This window comes from Clostridiisalibacter paucivorans DSM 22131, assembly GCF_000620125.1.
GTDB lineage: Bacteria > Bacillota > Clostridia > Tissierellales > Clostridiisalibacteraceae > Clostridiisalibacter > Clostridiisalibacter paucivorans.
Window position 1 is genome coordinate 1 of the sequence record NZ_KK211078.1, and the last position, 20,457, is coordinate 20,457.

General features: G+C 30.2%; 19 protein-coding genes. 16 read left to right on the forward strand and 3 right to left on the reverse strand.

Annotation, left to right across the window (positions count from 1 at the left end; translation table 11 throughout):
- Nucleotides 1–350 precede the first annotated feature (350 nt).
- The 9 genes from Q326_RS0115855 (at nt 351) to Q326_RS0115900 (ending at nt 10,943) form a co-directional block, all read left to right on the forward strand.
- On the forward strand, nt 351–1,418 hold the full coding sequence (locus Q326_RS0115855; RefSeq protein WP_026896233.1) for a taurine ABC transporter substrate-binding protein: 1,068 nt from the start codon (nt 351–353) through the stop codon (nt 1,416–1,418).
- 75 nt (nt 1,419–1,493) lie between these two features.
- The gene (locus Q326_RS0115860; protein ID WP_026896234.1) at nt 1,494–2,291 is read left to right on the forward strand and encodes an ABC transporter ATP-binding protein; all 798 of its coding nucleotides are present in this window, start codon (nt 1,494–1,496) and stop codon (nt 2,289–2,291) included.
- Nucleotides 2,292–2,480: 189 nt separating this feature from the next.
- Complete coding sequence (locus Q326_RS0115865) at nt 2,481–3,443, forward strand: helix-turn-helix transcriptional regulator (protein WP_026896235.1); 963 nt, start codon at nt 2,481–2,483, stop codon at nt 3,441–3,443.
- Nucleotides 3,444–3,830: 387 nt separating this feature from the next.
- On the forward strand, nt 3,831–5,582 hold the full coding sequence (locus Q326_RS0115875) for an ABC transporter ATP-binding protein (protein ID WP_026896236.1): 1,752 nt from the start codon (nt 3,831–3,833) through the stop codon (nt 5,580–5,582).
- The gene (locus Q326_RS0115880; protein ID WP_026896237.1) at nt 5,582–7,330 is read left to right on the forward strand and encodes an ABC transporter ATP-binding protein; all 1,749 of its coding nucleotides are present in this window, start codon (nt 5,582–5,584) and stop codon (nt 7,328–7,330) included. Before Q326_RS0115875 ends, Q326_RS0115880 begins: the two co-directional genes overlap by 1 nt.
- 32 nt (nt 7,331–7,362) lie before the next feature.
- A complete protein-coding gene (locus Q326_RS0115885) occupies nt 7,363–8,736 on the forward strand; it encodes an MATE family efflux transporter (protein WP_026896238.1) in 1,374 nt (457 codons plus the stop codon).
- A gap of 275 nt (nt 8,737–9,011) precedes the next feature.
- A complete protein-coding gene (locus Q326_RS0115890; protein ID WP_026896239.1) occupies nt 9,012–9,395 on the forward strand; it encodes a GntR family transcriptional regulator in 384 nt (127 codons plus the stop codon).
- Complete coding sequence (locus Q326_RS0115895; protein WP_026896240.1) at nt 9,392–10,261, forward strand: ABC transporter ATP-binding protein; 870 nt, start codon at nt 9,392–9,394, stop codon at nt 10,259–10,261. Before Q326_RS0115890 ends, Q326_RS0115895 begins: the two co-directional genes overlap by 4 nt.
- Nucleotides 10,254–10,943: an ABC-2 transporter permease gene (locus tag Q326_RS0115900; protein WP_026896241.1), complete on the forward strand. Its 690-nt coding sequence runs from the start codon at nt 10,254–10,256 to the stop codon at nt 10,941–10,943. Before Q326_RS0115895 ends, Q326_RS0115900 begins: the two co-directional genes overlap by 8 nt.
- Before the next feature lie 77 nt (nt 10,944–11,020).
- On the opposite strand, the gene Q326_RS0115905 is transcribed toward Q326_RS0115900, so the two are convergent.
- Both Q326_RS0115905 and Q326_RS0115910 read right to left on the reverse strand, forming a co-directional pair.
- The gene (locus Q326_RS0115905; protein ID WP_026896242.1) at nt 11,021–12,331 is read right to left on the reverse strand and encodes a HAMP domain-containing sensor histidine kinase; all 1,311 of its coding nucleotides are present in this window, start codon (nt 12,329–12,331) and stop codon (nt 11,021–11,023) included.
- Nucleotides 12,328–12,993, reverse strand: a complete 666-nt coding sequence (locus Q326_RS0115910) for a response regulator transcription factor (protein WP_026896243.1) — start codon at nt 12,991–12,993, stop codon at nt 12,328–12,330. The genes Q326_RS0115905 and Q326_RS0115910 overlap by 4 nt, the downstream gene beginning before the upstream one ends.
- 338 nt (nt 12,994–13,331) lie before the next feature.
- Between Q326_RS0115910 and Q326_RS0115915 the strand changes: the two genes are divergently transcribed.
- The 6 genes from Q326_RS0115915 to Q326_RS0115940 all read left to right on the forward strand — a co-directional run bounded on the left by Q326_RS0115915 (nt 13,332) and on the right by Q326_RS0115940 (nt 19,450).
- Entirely contained in the window at nt 13,332–14,441 is a 1,110-nt protein-coding gene (locus Q326_RS0115915; RefSeq protein WP_034602597.1) for an NAD/NADP-dependent octopine/nopaline dehydrogenase family protein, read from the forward strand.
- Nucleotides 14,442–14,457: 16 nt separating this feature from the next.
- Nucleotides 14,458–15,894 (forward strand): YfcC family protein, encoded by a 1,437-nt coding sequence (locus Q326_RS0115920; RefSeq protein WP_026896245.1) that lies wholly within the window; start codon nt 14,458–14,460, stop codon nt 15,892–15,894.
- A gap of 307 nt (nt 15,895–16,201) precedes the next feature.
- Entirely contained in the window at nt 16,202–17,464 is a 1,263-nt protein-coding gene (locus Q326_RS0115925; RefSeq protein ID WP_026896246.1) for a M20/M25/M40 family metallo-hydrolase, read from the forward strand.
- Between the two features lie 15 nt (nt 17,465–17,479).
- Entirely contained in the window at nt 17,480–18,274 is a 795-nt protein-coding gene (locus Q326_RS0115930; RefSeq protein ID WP_205687690.1) for a DUF3100 domain-containing protein, read from the forward strand.
- A gap of 4 nt (nt 18,275–18,278) precedes the next feature.
- On the forward strand, nt 18,279–18,767 hold the full coding sequence (locus Q326_RS0115935; protein ID WP_026896248.1) for a hypothetical protein: 489 nt from the start codon (nt 18,279–18,281) through the stop codon (nt 18,765–18,767).
- 119 nt (nt 18,768–18,886) lie between these two features.
- Nucleotides 18,887–19,450, forward strand: coding sequence for a beta-class carbonic anhydrase (locus Q326_RS0115940; protein WP_026896249.1), 564 nt, complete (start codon nt 18,887–18,889; stop codon nt 19,448–19,450).
- Between the two features lie 47 nt (nt 19,451–19,497).
- Here the strand turns inward: Q326_RS0115940 and Q326_RS0115945 are convergent, their stop codons facing one another.
- A complete protein-coding gene (locus tag Q326_RS0115945; protein WP_026896250.1) occupies nt 19,498–20,148 on the reverse strand; it encodes a superoxide dismutase in 651 nt (216 codons plus the stop codon).
- Nucleotides 20,149–20,236: 88 nt separating this feature from the next.
- On the opposite strand from Q326_RS0115945, the gene Q326_RS18835 reads away from it, so the two are divergent.
- On the forward strand, nt 20,237–20,457 hold a 221-nt coding region (locus tag Q326_RS18835), incomplete at its 3' end, for a hypothetical protein (protein ID WP_205687691.1).

Below are 20,457 nucleotides of genomic sequence, written 5' to 3' on the forward strand. Positions count from 1 at the left end.
TCCTAGAAAATGGAGAACAATTAGTAAAAGAGATATCCTAATCTTAGTCGCTAACTGCAACCTCGCACTATTAGCATTCATCTTTGAAAACTAACCTTGCTGTTGGTCTAATCAAAGAGATGCAGCATCTGTAGTATGCAGGTTATGACAACTAAGTCAGGAAGCATGCTTTTCTGGCAATAACCTTATGGTTTTGCAAGGAGGACAAGAATTATCCTTTGCTAACTATTCTTAATCTTATTTTAGCACTAGGATATCTCAATTAAAAATTGTAATAAAAATAAATAAAAAAAATATGCTTAGAACACTTATAAAAGTGTTTCTAAACATATTATACGAGGAGGTAGAATATGAAAAAGTTATTTAAAAGAATCGCATCTGTGGTATTGTTAAGTATAATGGTTGTATCTCTTATAGCATGTAGTAGTGACTCTGACGACACTAATGATTCAGGAGAATCCTCGTCATCGCTGCCTAAAGAGATTAATTTTGGTATTCTTCGGGTTCCCAATGATGAGACATTGGCAATAGCAGAGGGATTATTTGATAAATATTTTACAGAAAAAGGTATTAAATGCAATTTTATAGTTTTTGATTCCGGTGTGGATGCCAACAAAGCATTGGCATCAGGAAGTATTGATTTTGCCACTATGGGAAATACAAATTCCATTGTAGCCTTATCTAGAGATATTGATGTAGAAGTTGTTTGGATTCATGAGGTACTTGGAGAAATTGAGGGTTTAGCAGTTAAGAATGGCTTAGGTATTGATAAAGTACAAGACCTTTCAGGTAAAAAAATTGCGACACCTTTTGCATCTACATCTCACTATATCCTGTTAAATGTTCTCAAGGAAGCTGGTATTGATGATAAAGTACAACTTCTAGATATGAAGACAGCAGAGATTGTTGCGGCATGGGAAAGAGGAGATATTCAAGGAGCATATACTTGGCAACCATCTCTTGGAGAATTATTGAAAGATGGAGAAGTGATTGTCTCAAGCAAAGAAATGGCAGAAAAAGGATATATAACAGCTAATGTGGCGGTAGCAAGGAAGAAATTCACTAATAAATATCCTGACTTAGTGGCAGATTTCATATCTTGTTTAACAGAAGCAGCTGATATGTATAGACAAAATCCAGAAAAAGCTGCAGCTATTGTAGCCGAAGAGCTTGGAATTACACCAGAAGACGCTCTGTTACAGATGCAAGGATCTACTTGGCATACAAGGGAAGAATTATTGAGTGAAGACTATTTTGGAACAAGTGAAGCACCTGGTAATTTTGCAACTATTATGAAGGATACGTCAGATTTTTTACAAGAACAGGAATCTATTGAAAGTTCTCCATCACAGGAAGAGTTTAATAAGTATGTAAACCCATTATATATACAAAAGTCTTTGGAAAAAGCTCCTAAATAGTCAGATATTTAGCATGTATACCATATTAATTTTCTTTTAGTTGATGGATTAATAGTTTTAGAAAGGAGCTTAATAATGGTAAATGAAAGAGAACAAGAAATTTTAATGGAAATTCAAAATTTAAAATCGGTATATGGAACAAATGGAGATTCTATTTTAGCACTGGATAATATAAACTTAAAGATTAAACGTGGAGAATTTTTATGTGTTTTGGGACCATCTGGATGTGGAAAGAGTACATTACTCAAAACCCTTGCAGGATATATTAAACCTACAAGTGGAGTATGTCTTATGCAGGGGGAGCCTATAACAGGGCCTGATTGGCATAGGGGGGTTGTGTTTCAATCTCCAACTTTATATCCATGGATGAATGTAAAAGATAATGTGGAATTCGGTCCTAAGATGAGGGGTCTTCCTCCAAAGGAAATAGAAGAGATTAGAAACCATTTTTTAGAACAGGTTAAGCTAACTGGATTTAGTGAAAAGGCTACATTTGAGCTTTCGGGAGGCATGAAGCAGAGAGTAGCACTTGCAAGGGTTCTAGCCAATTATCCTCAAGTGATACTGATGGATGAACCTTTCGGTGCTTTAGATGCATTAACCAGAGTAAATATGCAGTCATTAATACGCTATATTTGGAGAGAAAATAATAGTACTATTCTTTTAATTACCCACGATATTGATGAAGCATTATTGCTGGCTACTAGGATTGTTATAATGTCAAAACGCCCTGGTAAGATATTAAAAGAATTCAATGTTGATTTCACCCATACAATATTTGAGGATGAATCTAAACATATAATCTATAATGAGGAATATTATAAAGTAAAGAATGAAATTCTAGATATTATTAATAGTCAGATCGAAGAATAACAATATAAAATATTAGAGGCGCTGGGATAGAAAAATCTTAGTGCTTTTATTATTCTAAATTTATCAACAATTAATATGTATTACCTACACATAAATGATAATGATAATCATTATTGACATCATTATTAAATATTTATATAATTAACATATAGATATTTATTTTATCATTGATGAGGAGTAGAAATTGATATGAATGATATAAGAAAAGAAGTATTTGTAAGCAAATTTTCAAAGGAAAAGAATATAGAGGGGAATAAAATGATATATAATATATTACCTGAATATGGTGAAGGTATGTTTATCATATATGAAATTATTCAGGGAATGTATTTATCTTTTAACAATCTTAACATCAAAAACAAAATTAGAAATAAAACAAATAGTAATTTTTCTAGTCCTGTTATAAAGATTGATTATTGTTTAGATGGCAGTTATATTAGTAATTGTCCCTGTAACAGAATATGTATTGTAAAAAAAGGAAATACTGCATACTATGTGGGGACTAAAAATTTTATAGATGTAGATTTTAAAGGAAAAAGGTATCAATCTATTAGTATTTTTTGCTATTTGGATGAGGTTACAAATGCCATTAAAAAAACCCTAGGCATATCAAAGAAAAAGATTGAATACTATTATAGAAATATTATGTGTAGAAAAAATTTTTTAATAGTAAAAACTGATCCAAATATTTTATATAAACTTAACCAAATATATAATGATATAAAAGATAATAATATTGAGTTAATTAAAATTAGGACTATTGAACTTTTTTTATTGGAGATAAATAATTATGAAGACTATAAAGGTAAACAAGAGAGATATTATCAGAAATCAACTATTAATAAAGTCCATCATATAAGAGATTTTATAGAAGAGAATATGCAAGAACATATGACTATAGATAATTTATCTAATAGGTTTAATATTAGCTCGACAAAATTAAAGCAGTGTTTTAAAGATATAAATGGTATGGGACCTTATGCATATCTCAAAAAATATCGTATGCAGACAGCTAGTGAGCTTCTTTCTGATAGTGATTATAATATTTTAGAAATTGCCAATATGATAGGGTATTCAAATCAGAGTAAATTTAGTGCTTCTTTTAAAAAAACTTTTGGGATAACTCCATTGAAATATAGAAAAATGCAATAAAAATAGTAATTGTAAAATATCTAATAAAAAAGGAAGACTTTTTTTATAAAAAAAGTCTTCCTTTTTTATTAGGTATAAAGTTGACTAATTGGAGTGTTTTTAAACTGATCAGAGCAGAAAAAAGTACTATTAAACTATAAAATTAATTATAAAAGATATACTTTAGAAATTTTAATATAAAGAATTAAAAGAGAAAGGGGCAATAGATATGATTTTGTATTGACGGTGGGAACACTTAATTTTGCAAGAAATAATTTGGATTTAATAACTAAAAAGATATATCATAGTTTAAATGAAAATGGAGTATTTGTGTCTATCTCTGATGGGGATTTTGGATGTTGATATATTGAGAAAATAAATTATGTATATTTATAGGAAGGTGAGAATATGGGGGAAATATCAAAGATTTTTGCTTATGCTAAAGATTACAAAAACAAAACATATCTATCAGTTTTTTTGGCCACAATAAGTGCTTTTATTGGGATTATACCTTATTATTTAGTGTATAAAATTATTATGGAATTTATAGGAGAGGGTACTGTTACAATTAGCTATGTGTTGGTTATGTCAGTGCTTATTTTAATAAGTATGCTTATGAAATCATTTTTATTTTTCGGAGCTATGGCTGCTTCTCATGAGGCTGCATATGATACCCTTATGGGAATGAGGAAAAAGCTTGCTGATAAGATGATAAAAATGCCTATGGGTGAAATTAATAAGAAAAGTTCGGGTAGTTATAAGAATATTTTTGTAGAATTGATAGAAGAAATGGAGCTGATATTGGCACATATGATACCAGAAGGTATATCTAATATAGTAGTTCCCATAGCAGTTCTAATATATTTATTTGTCCTTGATTGGAGAATGGCACTATTGTCATTGGGTACTATTCCAATTGGAATGATTGTATATAAATTTATGATGCGAGGAAGTGATGATAAACTTAAGCATTACTTTAAAGCATCTAATGATATGAATTCAAATATTGTTGAATACATAGGTGGTATGGAAGTGATTAAAATATTTAATCAGACTACTACTTCTTTCAAAAAATATACAGATTCAGTTAGAAATTACAAGAAATTTACTCTTGATTGGTACAAAGAATCATGGGTATATATGACTGCTTTTTTTACTATTGTACCTTGCACTATGTTGTTTGTAGTACCATTTGGTGCATTATTCTATGCGAAAGGGACTATTTCTTTAAGTGTGTATGTTTTGTGTATGCTATTATCTATGGGGTTAGGTGGTCCTTTAAGTAGAATAGCAGAGTTCACAGAATATATTGCCATGTTAACTCAGAAAAGTAAAATTATAGAGGATTTATTTGATAGTCAAGAGTTAGTAGAAACTGATGAAAATATACGCCCAAAAAACTATGATATATCTTTTAATAATGTCACCTTTGCATATGATAAGCAAGATGTATTAAATGATGTAAGTTTTAAAGCTAAAGAAGACACAGTAACAGCCCTTGTAGGGCCTTCTGGTTCTGGAAAATCTACACTAGCAAAGTTATTAATTAGATTTTGGGATATAGAGAAGGGTCAAATTAAAATAGGGGATGTGAATATAAAAGACATATCTTTTGAAAGGTTAATGGATGCTATAAGTTATGTATCACAAGATATTTATCTCTTCAATACCTCTATTATGGATAATATAAGAATGGGAAAACAGGGAGCTTCAAATGAAGAAGTGATACGAGTAGCTGAATTAGCCCAGTGTCATGATTTTATTATGGAACTTGAAAATGGATATGAAACCTTTGTGGGAGATACTGGGAATAAGCTTTCTGGAGGACAAAAGCAAAGGATATCAATTGCCAGGGCATTACTTAAAGATGCACCTATTATAATTCTCGATGAGGCAACTGCATTTACTGACCCTGAAAATGAAGATAAGATACAAGAAGCACTAAATAGTTTAATCGGTGGAAAGACCCTTATTGTAATAGCACATAGATTATCTACAATAGTAGATGCAAATAATATAATTTTAATAGATAACGGCAAAGTATCGGCTCAAGGAACCCATGAACAGTTACTTGAAAAATCAGAAATCTATGCTTCTATGTGGAAAGCACATACAGATACTATGGATTGGGACATTAAAGTAAAGGGGGCCGAAATATAATGATTGGGATTATTAAAAGAATATTAAATTTAGCAGATGAATTTGCAATTAAAATAAAAAAGGCTATGGTTTGCAGTTTTTTTGAAGGAATATTTAGAAATATGACTATTTTTTCTATCCTATATATTTTGTTTACTATAGTTAATGGTACTATTGGTACTAAAACTGTATTGATATCTGGGTGCATGATTTTAATAGGTTTGATTGGTCAATATACATTCAAATATTTAGTTTATATATTACAAAGTGCAACAGGCTATGAAATTTTTGAAAGAGAAAGAATAAAATTTGGAGATAGATTGAAAAGATTTCCCATGGGTTTTTTTAGTGATGGTAATATGGGAAATATTTCAGCAGTAATAACTTCAGATTTAACTTTTATTGAAATGTGGAGCATGGACTCTATATCTCGCATAGTAACTGGATATGTAAATATAACTATTGGCTGTATCTTTCTATTGATAGTGGATTATCGTTTGGCTTTAATATCAATAATAGTAACTGTTTTAGCAATGCTTGTATTGAAGAAAATTCAGTCTATAGGAAAGGAACAGTCTTATATAAAGCAAGAACAGCAATCAAGGTTGGTTTCTGCTGTCCTTGAGTATGTACAAGGGATATCAGTGATTAAAGCATTTAATATGTGTGGAGATAGATCGCAAGCCACTAAAAAGGCCTTTGAAAAAACCAGAGATAAAGCCATAAAAATGGAAAAAAAGTTTATGCCTCCAATGTTTGTATTTGAATCTATTTTTTCCATAGGAATTGCAATTACCATATTTTTATCTGCAAGTCTTACTTTATATGGAAGTCTTGATATGTCTATAATGCTTATGATGTTTATATTTATTTTTCAGTTATATCTACCATTAAAGGCCATGGGAGTATTAACTGCAAAAATTAGAATTATGGAGGCGGGACTTAATAGATATAAAGAATTGAAAGATGTAGAAATAATTGATGAAGATGGAGAAGATATTAAACTTTCTAAATTTGATATAAAATTTAGAAATGTAACCTTTGCATATGAGGATAAAGATGTATTAAAGGATATAAACTTTGTAGTTCCAGAGCATAGTATGACAGCCTTAGTTGGACCTTCTGGATGTGGAAAGACTACTATAGCCAATCTCATTGCTAGATTTTGGGATGTACAAAAAGGAGAAATATTAGTAGGTGGCGTTAATATAAAGAAGATGACTTGTGATAGTCTTATTAAAAATATTAGTATGGTATTCCAGAAAGTGTACCTATTTAATGATACGATTTTAAACAATATAAGATTTGGAAAGCCAGATGCAAGTTATGAAGAAATAGTAGAAGCTGCTAAGAAAGCAAGATGTCATGATTTTATAATGGAGCTTGAAAATGGATATGATACGGTAGTTGGTGAAGGAGGTTCCACATTATCTGGCGGTGAAAAACAGAGGATTTCTATTGCCAGGGCAATACTAAAAGATGCACCAATAATCCTTTTAGATGAAGCAACTGCAAGTGTTGACCCAGACAATGAAAAACATATACAAATGGCAATAAATGAACTTGTAAAGGATAAAACACTTGTTGTTATTGCTCATAGATTGTCTACTATAAAAAATGCCGATCAGATAGTTGTCATAGATGATGGAGAGATTATTCAAAAAGGTACTCATAATGAGCTTATTGAGCTACAGGGACAATACAAAGATTTTTGGCAAAGGAGAATAAAGGCGAGAAGCTGGAGGATTAGTAAGAAGGCATATGAATAAATCATATTCTTAATGGAGGGGAGGATGAAATAATGGATGAGAATAGAAAAGAATTATTAGAAATGAGTATGGGGAAGCTTTTTATTAAGCTGGCCATACCTGCTATGATTGGGATGATTGCTGTAGGTCTATATAATATGATAGATGCTATATTTGTAGGCCAGCTTGTGTCTGCCGAGGGGGTTGGTGCCATAGTTCTAGGATACAATATCATACTTTTAAATCTGGCTGTTTCTATGCTCCTTGCTATGGGAGCGATGTCGGTCCTATCAAGGGCTATAGGTGAGAATGATAAAGAGACAATAGATAAGCTATTTGGCAATGTATTGATAGGTGTTTCTGTACTTTCAATTTTATTGACTATTGTAGTTTATAATTTTGCAAATCCGATGCTTCAATTTATTGGAGCAGAAGGGGAAATATTAGATTTAGGTGTAAGATATTTAAAAATAATATCTTTAGGCTTCATTTTTTCAGGATTAGGACCTGCGTTAAATTTTCTAATTCGTGGTGAAGGTCAAATGAAAAGGGCTATGCAAATTATTACTCTGGGTATAATTATAAACATTATTTTAGATCCGATTCTTATTAGAGGATTTGATATGGGGATAGAAGGTGCAGCATTAGCAACGATTATTTCACAAGTTTTTGTCGTAATAGGGGATATTATGTATTTTCAATTGGGTAAAAGTGTAATTAAATTATCAAAAAATAGTTTTAAGATGTCTTTTGATATTATGCCCAAGATATTGAATGTTGGAATTTCAGGTCTGGTAATGCAAATTATGCCAGCAATTCAAATGTCTATAATGTTTAAAGTATTATCTTCTTATGGAGGGAATGACAGTGTTGTTATAATGAGTGCTTCATATAGGGTTATGATGTTTGCATTTATATCATTATGGGGTATTGCACAAGGAATACAACCTATAATAGGTGCAAACTATGGAGCAAATCAATTTCAACGAGTAAAGGAAGCATTTTTGACATATACTAAGATATCTACAGGTGTTGCAGGTGTATTATGGGTTAGTTTTATGGTGATACCTAAGACTATATTGAGTTGGTTTATAACAGATGCATCATTAGTTCAATTAGGTATAGGGAGATTCAGAGTTTTCTTAGGTATATTTATTTTGTATGGAATTATGTCTATATCTATTGTATTTTTTCAAGGGATTGGTAAAGGTAGTAAGGCTGCTATATTAGTTATGGGAAGACAAATACTATTTTTTATTCCAATCATATTATTTTTACCGAGACTTATAGGAGAAACAGGTGCGTGGATTGCCATGCCTCTTGGAGATTTACTCACCATTTTATTGAGTATTTTTCTTGTGATAAAAGAATTTGCAATTTTAAATAATAGAATCAAAGGATATAGAGATGATATATTAGTTAAATAAGGAATTTAAAAGACATAAATTTAGTTAATTTAAATATTCAAAAAATGCATACCTATATTATAGATAATTTTTTTTAGAATCTATTTTTGGTGGGCATTTTTTTATAATTTCTTGATAGCTTACGGTATTTTGTCGGTTGTAAGCCAGTAGATAATGCTTGTCTTGAGGGGACTTTAACAAATAAAAATGCAATTGACAATGAAGATAATAGCGTATATACTGTATATATATCATATACACAGTATATACGCTATTATAAATAGAGGAGAGAATATATGGATATTATTATTTCGAAGTCAAGTAAAGATCCTATATATGTACAGATAATAAATCAAATAAAGACTGAAATAATTAATGGAAATTTAAAGGAAAATGATATGCTTCCATCTATTAGAGGTCTTGCAAAGGAGTTACAAATAAGTGTAATTACCACTAAAAGAGCCTATGAGGAACTGGAAAGGGAAGGTATAGTTGACACAGTTTCTGGAAAGGGGACCTTTATTGCCAACCAAGATAAAGAATTATTAAAAGAAAAAAGAATGAAGGTAATAGAGAACAAGCTTATGGAAGTAGTGGAGGAAAGCAAAATTATAGGATTAAATTTAAATGAGCTTCAAGAAATACTCACAATATTGTTCAATGGGGAGGTAGAAAAGTGAATCATATTTTAGAAATTAAAAATGTTAATAAGTCATATGATAATTTTAGATTAAAGAATGTATCCTTTACTTTGGATAAAGGTTATATTATGGGATTTATAGGGCCAAATGGTGCAGGAAAGAGTACAACTATAAAGCTAATAATGAATCTGTTGAAGAGAGATAGTGGGGAAATAAAAGTTTTCGGATTAGATAATATAAAGGATGAAAGGGAGATTAAACAGAAAATAGGATTTATATATGATAAAAATCATTTTTATGATGAATTGACATTAAAGAATATGAAGAAGATTATTTCTAATTTCTACGATAATTGGAATGATAATCTATACCACAAATATATAAAAAGCTTTGATCTTAATGAGGAGAAGAGAATAAAAGAATTATCAAAGGGAATGCAAATGAAGTTTAGTTTGGCCCTAGCTTTATCCCATGATGCTCAATTAATTATAATGGATGAGCCTACTTCTGGCATAGACCCTATTTTTAGGAGCGAACTTCTTGATATACTGATGGATATTATTCAAGATGAGGATAAAGCAATATTTTTTTCCACCCATATAACTACTGATTTAGAGAAAATAGCAGACTATATTACATTGATAAATGATGGGAATTTATTATTTTCAAAATCTAAGGAAGAGGTATTGGACAATTATAGCATTGTTAAAGGAAGTAACGAGATTTTAACTGAAGAACTTAAGAAAAAATTTATAGGAATAAAAAATAATAAATTTGGTTTCGAGGCATTGACTTTGGAAGCAATTGGTATTAGAAAAGACTATGGAGAAAGACTAATGATTGAAAGACCTACTATTGATGATATTATGCTATATACTTATAGGGGGAATAAAAAAAATGTATAATTTATTGGTAAAGGATTTATATCTTATAAAGAAGCATCTGTGGATGCCCATATTTTATAGTTTTATTATATTTATTTTGTTTAGCACCCAAAATATCGAAAACCAAGCTGTAGTTTATTCTAAAGGTGTAGCTTATTCCATAGGAACAGTTATGATTGGGTATACAATGATAATGTATACAACTGCCTATGATGATAAAAATAATAGTGAAGTTATTTTAAATAGTCTTCCACTGTCAAGGATTACTATTGTATTATCTCGATATCTTTCAGTATTTATATTTGGGATAATAGGGATGTTGAGCATGGTTTTATCAGGTTTTATATTAAATAGCTTAAATATTTTAAACATTAGTACAGAAATGATGACAAAAAGCTTCATTGGAGGTGTAGTAGGATTAGGTGCTATAACGTTTTTGTATCTACCTATTTATTTTAAGTTTGGTTATATTAAGGCTAGGATGTTTAATATGGTATTTTTTATTATGATTTTTGCTGGTCCAATGATTATTAGAAAGTTTTTAGATAAATCAGAAAAGCCATTATGGATTAACAAATTAATAGGATATTTAGCTTCTCAACCAGATTATATAATAAGTTTATTTATTGTAGGTATTGCAATTATAATGGGAGTAATATCAATCATGTTTTCTATAAATATGTATAGAAAAAGAGAATTTTAACTTTTAAACTTAATGAAAATAAATCCCTATACAGTATAAAACTGGTGGGGATTTATTTTTGAGATAAAAACTATATTCTATTTAGGCAATTCTACTTTAAACATACATCCCTTAGAGGTAGGTATTAACGTGATATTTCCTTTATGGAGTTTGAATATCTTTCTACATATACTCATACCTAATCCATTTTTACCGTTGGGTCCTTTTCCAAAGGGTTTAAATATATAGTCACTGTTTTTAATATCTATTTTCTCACCATCATTGTAAAATAAAATATTAATATTGTTATTAGTAATTACAGATCGTATAATTATAGAATTCTTAGCATATCGTAATTGGTTTTCTATAATATTTTCAAATGCAACCTTTATTTGGTCTTTATCGCCTAAGATATTGAGGCTATTATGTATATCTAATTTTACATTCAAATTAGTATTAGAATCTTTAATGGCTTTAAAGTTCTTCATAACTGTATTTATTATAGTGACTAAATCTATTTTAGAAAAATTTAATTCATCTTGTTTTTCTTCAAGACTAGCAATAAGCAATAAATCTTGAACTTTACGTTTAATACGGCATGTTTGCTTAAGTACAGTATCAAGGGTAGAATTCAAATTGCCATTGGGATAGATATTTTCTTTAGCAGCTTGGGTGTAGCTAGATATAATCATTATTGGTGTTTTTAATTCATGGGATACATATCGAAGCATGGATTGCTGGATTTTATCCCTTTTAACAAGTTTTTTTCTCATACTGTCAAAGGAGTTGACAAGACTTAGTATATCTTCATCATTAGTATTGATATCTATGGCTTCATTCCAATCTTTATGTGCAATTTTATTGGCATAGACACTTATCTGGTTTATATCTGATGTCAGGCGTCTACAGATTAGTTTTATTATATAAATAGATATAATAAAGATAATCATTATAGAGATTAAAAAACATATTAATATTTTAGGAAAAATTTCTCTATATATATCTCTAATAACGGAATATTTGTATACTTTTTCTCCATTCTTATAATCAATATCAATCATATACATCAGATATTTATTAGCTATTTTTTCTCTGTATAATTTAGTTTCTACCAATTGCTTTTTTGCCTTTTCATAGATTTCATCAGCAATATCATTGGCATGTATTGCCTCTACTAAATCAATACTATGAGCAGTAACACCAAGTATCCACTCATCTTTTATATTCAAATCTTGATTAGAAACAGATGTATGCATTTCTATAACCTTATCTTCAAATATATTATCAAAATAATAATATGACCAAAAGTATATGATACCGATACTTAATATACACATCAAACTTATCAAGACTGAAAAGTAGACACATAATTTAAAATAAAGAGTTTTTTTATTTTGAAGTTTTATCATAGGTTACACCTGTATCCATAGCCATATATAGTTTCTATATTAAGTAATGGCATCTTTTTTCGAATTCTTTTAATATGACTATCCACTACTCTATCACTACCAAAATAATTATCTCCCCAGACATTATTTAAAATTTTATCCCTTGATAAGGCTATAAATTTGTTATTTATGAAATATAAGACTATATCATATTCGTGGGAAGTTAGATTTACAATCTCATTGTTATATGTTACCAATCTTCTTTTTAAATTTATAGAATAGGGGCCTGCCTTTACCGTATATTTATCTGGTTTATCAAATTCATAAAATCTTTCTAATAATTTTTTAGTTCTCAACACAAGCTCTTCTGGAAGAAAGGGTTTTGCTATATAATCATCGCATCCCATTTCTAGTCCTAAGACTTTATCAAGTCCATCACCTCTAGCTGAAATAATAATAACAGGAATACATTTATGTTTATGTTTAATTTCTTTTAGTAATTCAAATCCATTTCCATCAGGAAGCATTATATCTACAATCCATAAATCTATATTTTCATCTAATGCTTTTTTGGTATCTGTTAAATTCAAATAAGATGTAACATTGAAACCTTCTTTAGATAAATAAAGTTTTAAGATATTATTTAAATCCTTTTCATCTTCAATTAGACATATATTATACATGAAATCATCCCATTCTTATAATTTCAATATAGACTTTTGATTTTAAATTTATATAAATAAAAAACTACTAACTACTAGCAGTTTCATAGTTTTATTATGTAGTTAATTTATTTGAATGTCAATAGTTTGACTAAATTCAACATAATTTGACATAGTTCAGTCACTAAAAATCATATTTATGTCATACAAATTACATATTATTTTTTTAAAATTAAGTTTAAATGAGATATAGATGTTAAACAAGAAAATGTTTTCTTAAAAATCAGGGGGTGGATAATAGAAAGGCTCTATAAGTTTTAATATCTCAGAACATAAAAATATGATTAGGAGGAATGATCATGAAAAAGGTTAGTATTATAGGAGCTGGAAATGGTGGAGTGACAGCAGCATATCATTTAAGCAAAATAGGGAATTCAGTTTGTATATATGATTTACCTGAATTTGATACTCAAATAAAAGCTATAAATGAAAATGGTGGGATAAAGGCTTTAGCAGAGTTGCATGACTGTGAAATGTTATTTTCAGGATTTGAAAATATAACTAAAGCAACCACAGATATAAAAGAAGCGGTAGAGTTTTCAGATGTAATTATAATGATATGTCCATCCTTTGCACAAGAGACATTGTTTAGAAATATGCTTCCACATCTTAAAGATGGACAAACAATAGTACTTATGCCAGGAAATTATGGAGGACTAGTTTTAAATAAAATCAAGAATGATAGTTCCAGAGCTGATTTAGATATCACATTTGTAGACGCAATAAGTATACCATGGGCATGTAGGGCAGTTGAACCTGGTGAAATTACTATAATGGGTATCAAAGAATTTTTACCTATGAGTGTGTTTCCATATTCAAAATTAGAAGATGTGAAGACTAAATTAGATAATTTACTTCCATTAAAGTTGGAATTTTTACAAAATCCAATAATAGCAGGATTAGAAAATATAAATTTTGGAGGCCATCCATTATTAACTACATTAAATATGGGAATACTTGAAAATTTCAATGGAGAGTTTAACTACTATAGAGATTGTTGTAGTACAGCAACAGCTAATGCAGCAGCTAAGATGGATAAAGAAAGATTATCTGTAGGACATGCATTTGGCTTTAAATTAAGAACAGAATTAGAAGCTATGAATGCACTATACAATAGCGATTGCAAGACAGTATATGAATTTAATAGGGCATCAACTACTCATGCAAAAATAAACAGTGCCCCTGCCAGTTCAAAAAGTAGATACATAACAGAAGATGTAGCATATCTTTTAGTACCTTGTTATGAATTTGCTAAATTGGCAAGGCTTGAGGTTCCAATAGTAGAGTCATGTATTCATATTGCGTCAGCATATAATGATGAAAATTATTTTGAGACAGGAAGAACATTGGAGAAAATGGGTCTTAAAGATATGAGCATAAAAGAAATTGTGGAATATATATCTTGTTAATTAAGGGGGTCTAAATATGAATAGTAGAATTAAAGTCCCACATACACTGACCTTATTACTTGGTATTATTATTGTGATGTCGGTACTTACATGGATTGTTCCCAGTGGAGAATTCGATTATGCGAAGGATGCAAAGAAACCGACACCTATTGCAGGGACTTATAAACAGGTTGATAAGGTTATAGAATCAGATGGAGTTATAGTCCAGGATACTCGTCAAGGAATCAAAGGCATATTGACAGCTCCATTTAATGGGTCTGTAGCAGCAGTAGATGTTGTTATGTTTGTATTATTATTAGGAGGTTCTTTTGGCATTATAGGAAAAACAGGATCTATTGAGGCTGGAGTGTCTAAAGTAGTAAAAATGCTTGCAGGTAAAGAGTTGCTAGTCATACCAGTAGCAATGTTGTTATTTGCTCTTGGAGGAACAATTATGGGTATGGCTGAGGAGACTATTCCTTTTTATATGATATTTATACCGTTAATGATGTCTATGGGATACGACTCTTTAACAGGTGCGATGATAATATATTTAGGAGCTCAGACAGGAGTTACAGCATCAACATCTAATCCCTTTTCAGTAGGGATTGCCCAAGCTAGTGCTGGTATACCTATAAGTTCAGGGATAGAGTTTAGATGGATTCAGTTTTTTATTTATATTACAATATCTATATTATTTGTTATGTGGTATGCTAAAAGAGTTAAAAGTAATCCGAAATTATCTCCAATGTATGAAATAGACAAGAAAAATAAAGAGCATTTTTTAAATAGCGAAAGTGAGGCTATTATAGATTTTAAGTGGTACCATGGTATAATTCTTTTAGGATTCATATTTGGTATTGGATTTATGGCATATGGAGTAAAGGAATTGGGATGGTATATAGAAGAAATCTCTATGATTTTTTTATCTATTTCTTTATTTGCTGGAATAATAGGTATGATTGCTGGTATTATGACAGAAAAAGATATGGCTACGGCCTTTGTGGATGGGTGTAAAGATATATGTTTTGCTGCAATAGTAATTGGTATTGCAAGGGGAATTTTAGTAGTAGCCCAAGATGGTAAAATTATAGATACTATTTTGAATTCCCTTGCTAATACGTTAAACGGTCTTCCAAAGGTTGCATTTACAACACTTAATCTATTGGTGCAAACAGGAATAAATTTCTTGGTTCCATCTTCTTCAGCCCAAGCAGCTTTAACTATGCCGCTTATGGCTCCTCTTGGAGATCTTGTCAAAGTTGACAGACAAGTTATTGTAACTGCATATCAATATGGATGTGGATTAGGACACTTTATATTCCCAACACAGGGTGTATTGATGGCTGCATTGGGTATTTCTAAGATACCTTTTCAAAAGTGGCTTAAGGTAGTATTACCATTGGTATTAGTTTTATGGTTAGTAGCTGCTGTATTTTTATTTGTAGGATTAAAACTTTATCCCGTGGTTTAATATATTTCAGCAACAATCTGAACTATTTTTAATATGAATATTTATAAGTAAATCTATAAAAAAATATATATATGATTTAAGACCTCAAGATATCTTGAGGTCTTTTTATTGAGCCCATTGATTAAACAGTTGATGAAACCAAGAAATGTAAGGGATTAAACATTATGGGAGAGGGCATTAATAATAATAAATTTTTTAATGCGAAATAGTTTAAATTAAATAAATTTTGTTGTATACTTAGAAGTGCTAATTATAAATACAATTGTATTTATAATTAAAACAAAATAAAAGGGAGAAGGTGATAAATGTGGATTTTAAAAAATATTATGATGAAGTATATGATATAGCTAAGGATATTTATATGCATCCTGAGCTAGGATATAAAGAATACAGGACAAAAGATATAGTGGAGAAGTACATAAAGAAATATCTACATAATATTGACGTTCAAAGTTTTGCAAAGACAGGATTAAAATTTACTTTGCCGACAAAAGAAAAAAAACCTTTTAAAATGGCTTTTGTGGTAGAGTTGGATGCAGTTTATGCACCTACTCATTTTCATGCAGATAAGGATACTGGAGCAGCTCATAACTGTGGGCATTATTCACAAATAGGGATAGGGTTAGCCTTATTTAGAGCATTAATAGAGGAAAATATATATCAGAACTTTGATTTTTCTATTTCTTTTGTATTTGTTCCTGCAGAGGAGTTTTTAGATTTAGATTATAGAGAGCAATTGAGAAAAAATAATGAGATAGTATATTTTGGAGGAAAGCCAGAGGCGATGAGATTAGGTATCTTTGATGAATTTGACTTTGCTATGGCTACCCATGCTATGGGAGGAGATTTTAAAGAGAGGACTATAGAGATAAATTCAGATTTGGCAGGGTTTTTGTATAAAAAATATCACTTCACTGGTAAGGCTGCACATGCAGGATTTAGTCCTTTTACGGGGATTAATGCCTATAGTATATCTACATTATTCAATGTTGGAATTGGATTAATGCGTCAACAATTAGATGAGAAAGAAATGGTAAGACTAAACCCCATTATAATGGAGTCTGATATGGGTACAAATGTAATTCCAAATAGCATTACCATAGGGACAGATGTGAGAACTCAAACAGTGGAATATATGAAAGATATAGTGAAAAGAGTAGATGATGTAGCTAAAGGTAGTGCCATGAGTTTACAAGGACAAGTCAATATAGAAACACAGATGGGATATTTACCATTTCTTCAGAATAGATATCTATCATCATTTGTGATGGATACATTTAATTCATATGAAAAAATCCCCAGTATTAGAAATGAAAATCCAATAAGTGCAGCAGGAGACATAGGAGATCTTTCGTTTATGATGCCGTGTTTACAAGTAGGATACAGTGGATTTGCAGGTACTATCCATGGAGATGACTTTATTGAAAATGACCCTGAATTTATTTTTAGCATTTTTCCAGAATTCTTATTGGAAGTGTTAAAAAATATGGATGGAAAAATTGATAAAAATGAACTTTATCATAGGGATTATAGAGAATATGAAAAATTAATTAATGATATATTAAAATAGTTAGGGAAGGATGAAATGATGAAAGATTTTAAAGAACTAATATATATGGTTATATTTTCAGTAATTGTAGTTTTTGTAGCAGAGATGATAGGCTTTAGACTTATTTCTATAGGTAATGTACGTATTGGACTTTTGCCATTAGTATTTGCATTACTTATTACAATGTTTTTAGGTCTATCTTTTATGAGGAAAGGGCTGTTTAAAAAAGTATATTCTACTAAAAATGTAGATTTTGCAGGCAAATATTTGATTATTATTATGTTACCTTTGATGGCTAAATATGGAGCAGATGTTGCTCCAAAACTACGAGAGATTTTATCGATTGGATGGGTATTTTTGATTCAAGAATTAGGAAATTTAGGAACAGTTATATTGGGTCTTCCTCTTGCAATATTTTTGGGTCTTCGTCGTGAAGCCATAGGGTCTACTTTAGGACTGGGAAGAGAAGGAGAATTGGCATATATTTCAGAGAAATATACTTTAGACTCACCTGAAGGCCGTGGTATTTTGTCTATGTATATATTTGGAACACTATTTGGAGCACTGTTCTTTAGTATAGTGTCTCCCGTTTTCTTAAATATGGGAATAAGTCCAGAGGCGTTGGCCATAGCATCGGGTATGGGATCAGCAAGTATGATGACAGCTGCTTCATCTAGTCTTATAGCAGTAAGGCCAGATTTAGCAGATACAATACGGGCATTTGCGGCTGCTAGTCAGCTTTTAACAAGTTTTATAGGAACATTTACTATGGTATTTTTAGCAGTACCAATACAGAGATTTATGTACAAGAAGTTAGTGAAGGGAGATTAATTATATGCTAGGAAAACAAATGAATTATTATTTGAAGAATGCACTAATTTTATGCTTAAGTTTGAGTTTAATACTATTTACTCAAAGAGTGAAACTTATAAAAAATCCTGAAGGAACACCAATAACAAAGATGACTTTTATTGGACTTTTTTTATTAGGTATGTTTGCACTAATAGGTATTGTAATACAAAGAATAATGCAGCGGTCTCCAATTAAGTTTGTAAGGGATTTTCCAATATTAGGATGGGTGTCTATTACATCATTAATATTCTGTATGTTGTCACCATTTGTTGTTGAGGCAGTAAATGCAGTGGATTTTTTATCTATAACAACTCCAATATTAACTTATGCGGGATTATCTGTAGCAAATCGTCTAGGAGATTTAAAGGATGTCTCTTATAAAGTTGCAATTACAGGGATATTTGTATTTTTAGGGACTTATTTAGGTAGTGCATTACTTGCCCAAATAGGACTCCTTCTAACAGGTAAATAGTAATTATATATAAAAAAGTTCTCTTGAATAAATAATTTGAGAGAATTTTTTTAAAATAGTATATCTTAAATATGCTATATGATAATATAAAAAGAAAGGAAAGGAGGATTGATTGTATATTGAATAGGTTAGAAGATATATTAATATACAATAAAAAGTTTGTAGAAGATAAACAATATGAGGAATATAGTACAAGAAAAAATCCCATGAAAAAGTTAGTAATTTTATCTTGTATGGATACAAGGTTGACAGAATTATTACCAAAGGCTATGAATATTAAAAATGGTGATGCCAAAATAATAAAAAATGCAGGAGCTACAATAATGCATCCCTTTGGAAGTATTGTCAGAAGTATATTAGTAGCTATCTATGAATTCAATGCTGAAGATGTAATTGTTGTTGGACATCATGGATGTGGAATGAGCAATTTAGATAGTAATAGCATTATTAAAAAGATGACAGATAGAGGGATAGAAGAAAAAACTATTTCTATATTGAACAATTCTGGCATAGATATAGATAGTTGGCTACAGGGGTTTGAATCTGTAGAAAAGGCAATTATTGAAAGTGTAAATGCTATAAAAGATCACCCATTGACCCCAGAAGATGTGAATGTTCATGGACTTATTATGGATCCTGATACAGGAGCTATTGAGGTAGTAGTTAATGGATATAGAAAATAAATTTTAAGCACATTGGATAAATTCCAATGTGCTTAAAGCTATGAATTTTAAATATTCATCATAATTGGTACTTGGCCATTCATAGCTAAAACCAATCGTCTTTCAACTTCACACCAATTAATAAGTTTCCACCATTTATCAATGTACTCTTTTCTCTTGTTTTGGTAATCAAGATAATAGGCATGTTCCCATACATCACATACTAAGATGGGTATCCCACTCCATTGGGTTAGATTTTGATGTTTTTCACATTGTAAAATTTCTAAGTGCCTCCATGTTGGTTGCCATGTCAATATACCCCATCCTGAACCTTCCACTTTTTCAGTTGCATTTTTGAATTGTTCTTTGAAATTATTAAAGTTCCCAAAATATTGATTTATTTGTTGCATAGTTAAAGGATAAGGTTGACCTCCTGTACCTATTGGGGCCATAATAGTCCAATAGATACTGTGTAAAATATGTCCAGACCCATTGAATGCCAATTGGTTTTCCCAATATTTTATATACTCATAATTATTATTCTTTCGTACTTCTACTAGATTGAGTTCTGCTTTATTTAATCCTTCGACATATGATTTATGATGTTTATCATGATGAATCCTTAAGGTCTCCTGACCTATAACTGGTTCCAATGCATCATATGGATATGGTAATGGTGGTAGCTTATGTTGTCCTGGGGGTATCATCATATATTGCATAATTTTAAAGACCTCCTGATTAGATATTTAATAAAATACTATATAATATTTTATTCAAGTATTATAGCTTAGTGTGAAAATAATAATTATGGAAAAAATAAAGGATCTAGCATATATGCTAAATCCTTTAATAAGATATTTTTTTGAATTCTATAGTTTTTTGGAGAAAATGGCAAGTGCTACAATAATTACTAACCCAAAGATCATTACACCGGTTTGTTCTATGGATATTATACCCATAAATGCAACGATAGCAATAGCTATAGGGATAATATATTTAACTAGATTATACCATATCTCAAATAGTCC

What these genes read in the sequence shown, in the direction of transcription:
- Q326_RS0115855 (WP_026896233.1), top strand. Translation starts at nt 351, where the DNA reads ATGAAAAAGTTATTTAAAAGAATCGCATCTGTGGTATTGTTAAGTATA.
- Q326_RS0115860 (WP_026896234.1), top strand. Translation starts at nt 1,494, where the DNA reads ATGGTAAATGAAAGAGAACAAGAAATTTTAATGGAAATTCAAAATTTA.
- Q326_RS0115865 (WP_026896235.1), top strand. Translation starts at nt 2,481, where the DNA reads ATGAATGATATAAGAAAAGAAGTATTTGTAAGCAAATTTTCAAAGGAA.
- Q326_RS0115875 (WP_026896236.1), top strand. Translation starts at nt 3,831, where the DNA reads ATGGGGGAAATATCAAAGATTTTTGCTTATGCTAAAGATTACAAAAAC.
- Q326_RS0115880 (WP_026896237.1), top strand. Translation starts at nt 5,582, where the DNA reads ATGATTGGGATTATTAAAAGAATATTAAATTTAGCAGATGAATTTGCA.
- Q326_RS0115885 (WP_026896238.1), top strand. Translation starts at nt 7,363, where the DNA reads ATGGATGAGAATAGAAAAGAATTATTAGAAATGAGTATGGGGAAGCTT.
- Q326_RS0115890 (WP_026896239.1), top strand. Translation starts at nt 9,012, where the DNA reads ATGGATATTATTATTTCGAAGTCAAGTAAAGATCCTATATATGTACAG.
- Q326_RS0115900 (WP_026896241.1), top strand. Translation starts at nt 10,254, where the DNA reads ATGTATAATTTATTGGTAAAGGATTTATATCTTATAAAGAAGCATCTG.
- Q326_RS0115905 (WP_026896242.1), bottom strand. Translation starts at nt 12,331, where the DNA reads ATGATAAAACTTCAAAATAAAAAAACTCTTTATTTTAAATTATGTGTC.
- Q326_RS0115910 (WP_026896243.1), bottom strand. Translation starts at nt 12,993, where the DNA reads ATGTATAATATATGTCTAATTGAAGATGAAAAGGATTTAAATAATATC.
- Q326_RS0115915 (WP_034602597.1), top strand. Translation starts at nt 13,332, where the DNA reads ATGAAAAAGGTTAGTATTATAGGAGCTGGAAATGGTGGAGTGACAGCA.
- Q326_RS0115920 (WP_026896245.1), top strand. Translation starts at nt 14,458, where the DNA reads ATGAATAGTAGAATTAAAGTCCCACATACACTGACCTTATTACTTGGT.
- Q326_RS0115930 (WP_205687690.1), top strand. Translation starts at nt 17,480, where the DNA reads ATGATGAAAGATTTTAAAGAACTAATATATATGGTTATATTTTCAGTA.
- Q326_RS0115935 (WP_026896248.1), top strand. Translation starts at nt 18,279, where the DNA reads ATGCTAGGAAAACAAATGAATTATTATTTGAAGAATGCACTAATTTTA.
- Q326_RS0115945 (WP_026896250.1), bottom strand. Translation starts at nt 20,148, where the DNA reads ATGCAATATATGATGATACCCCCAGGACAACATAAGCTACCACCATTA.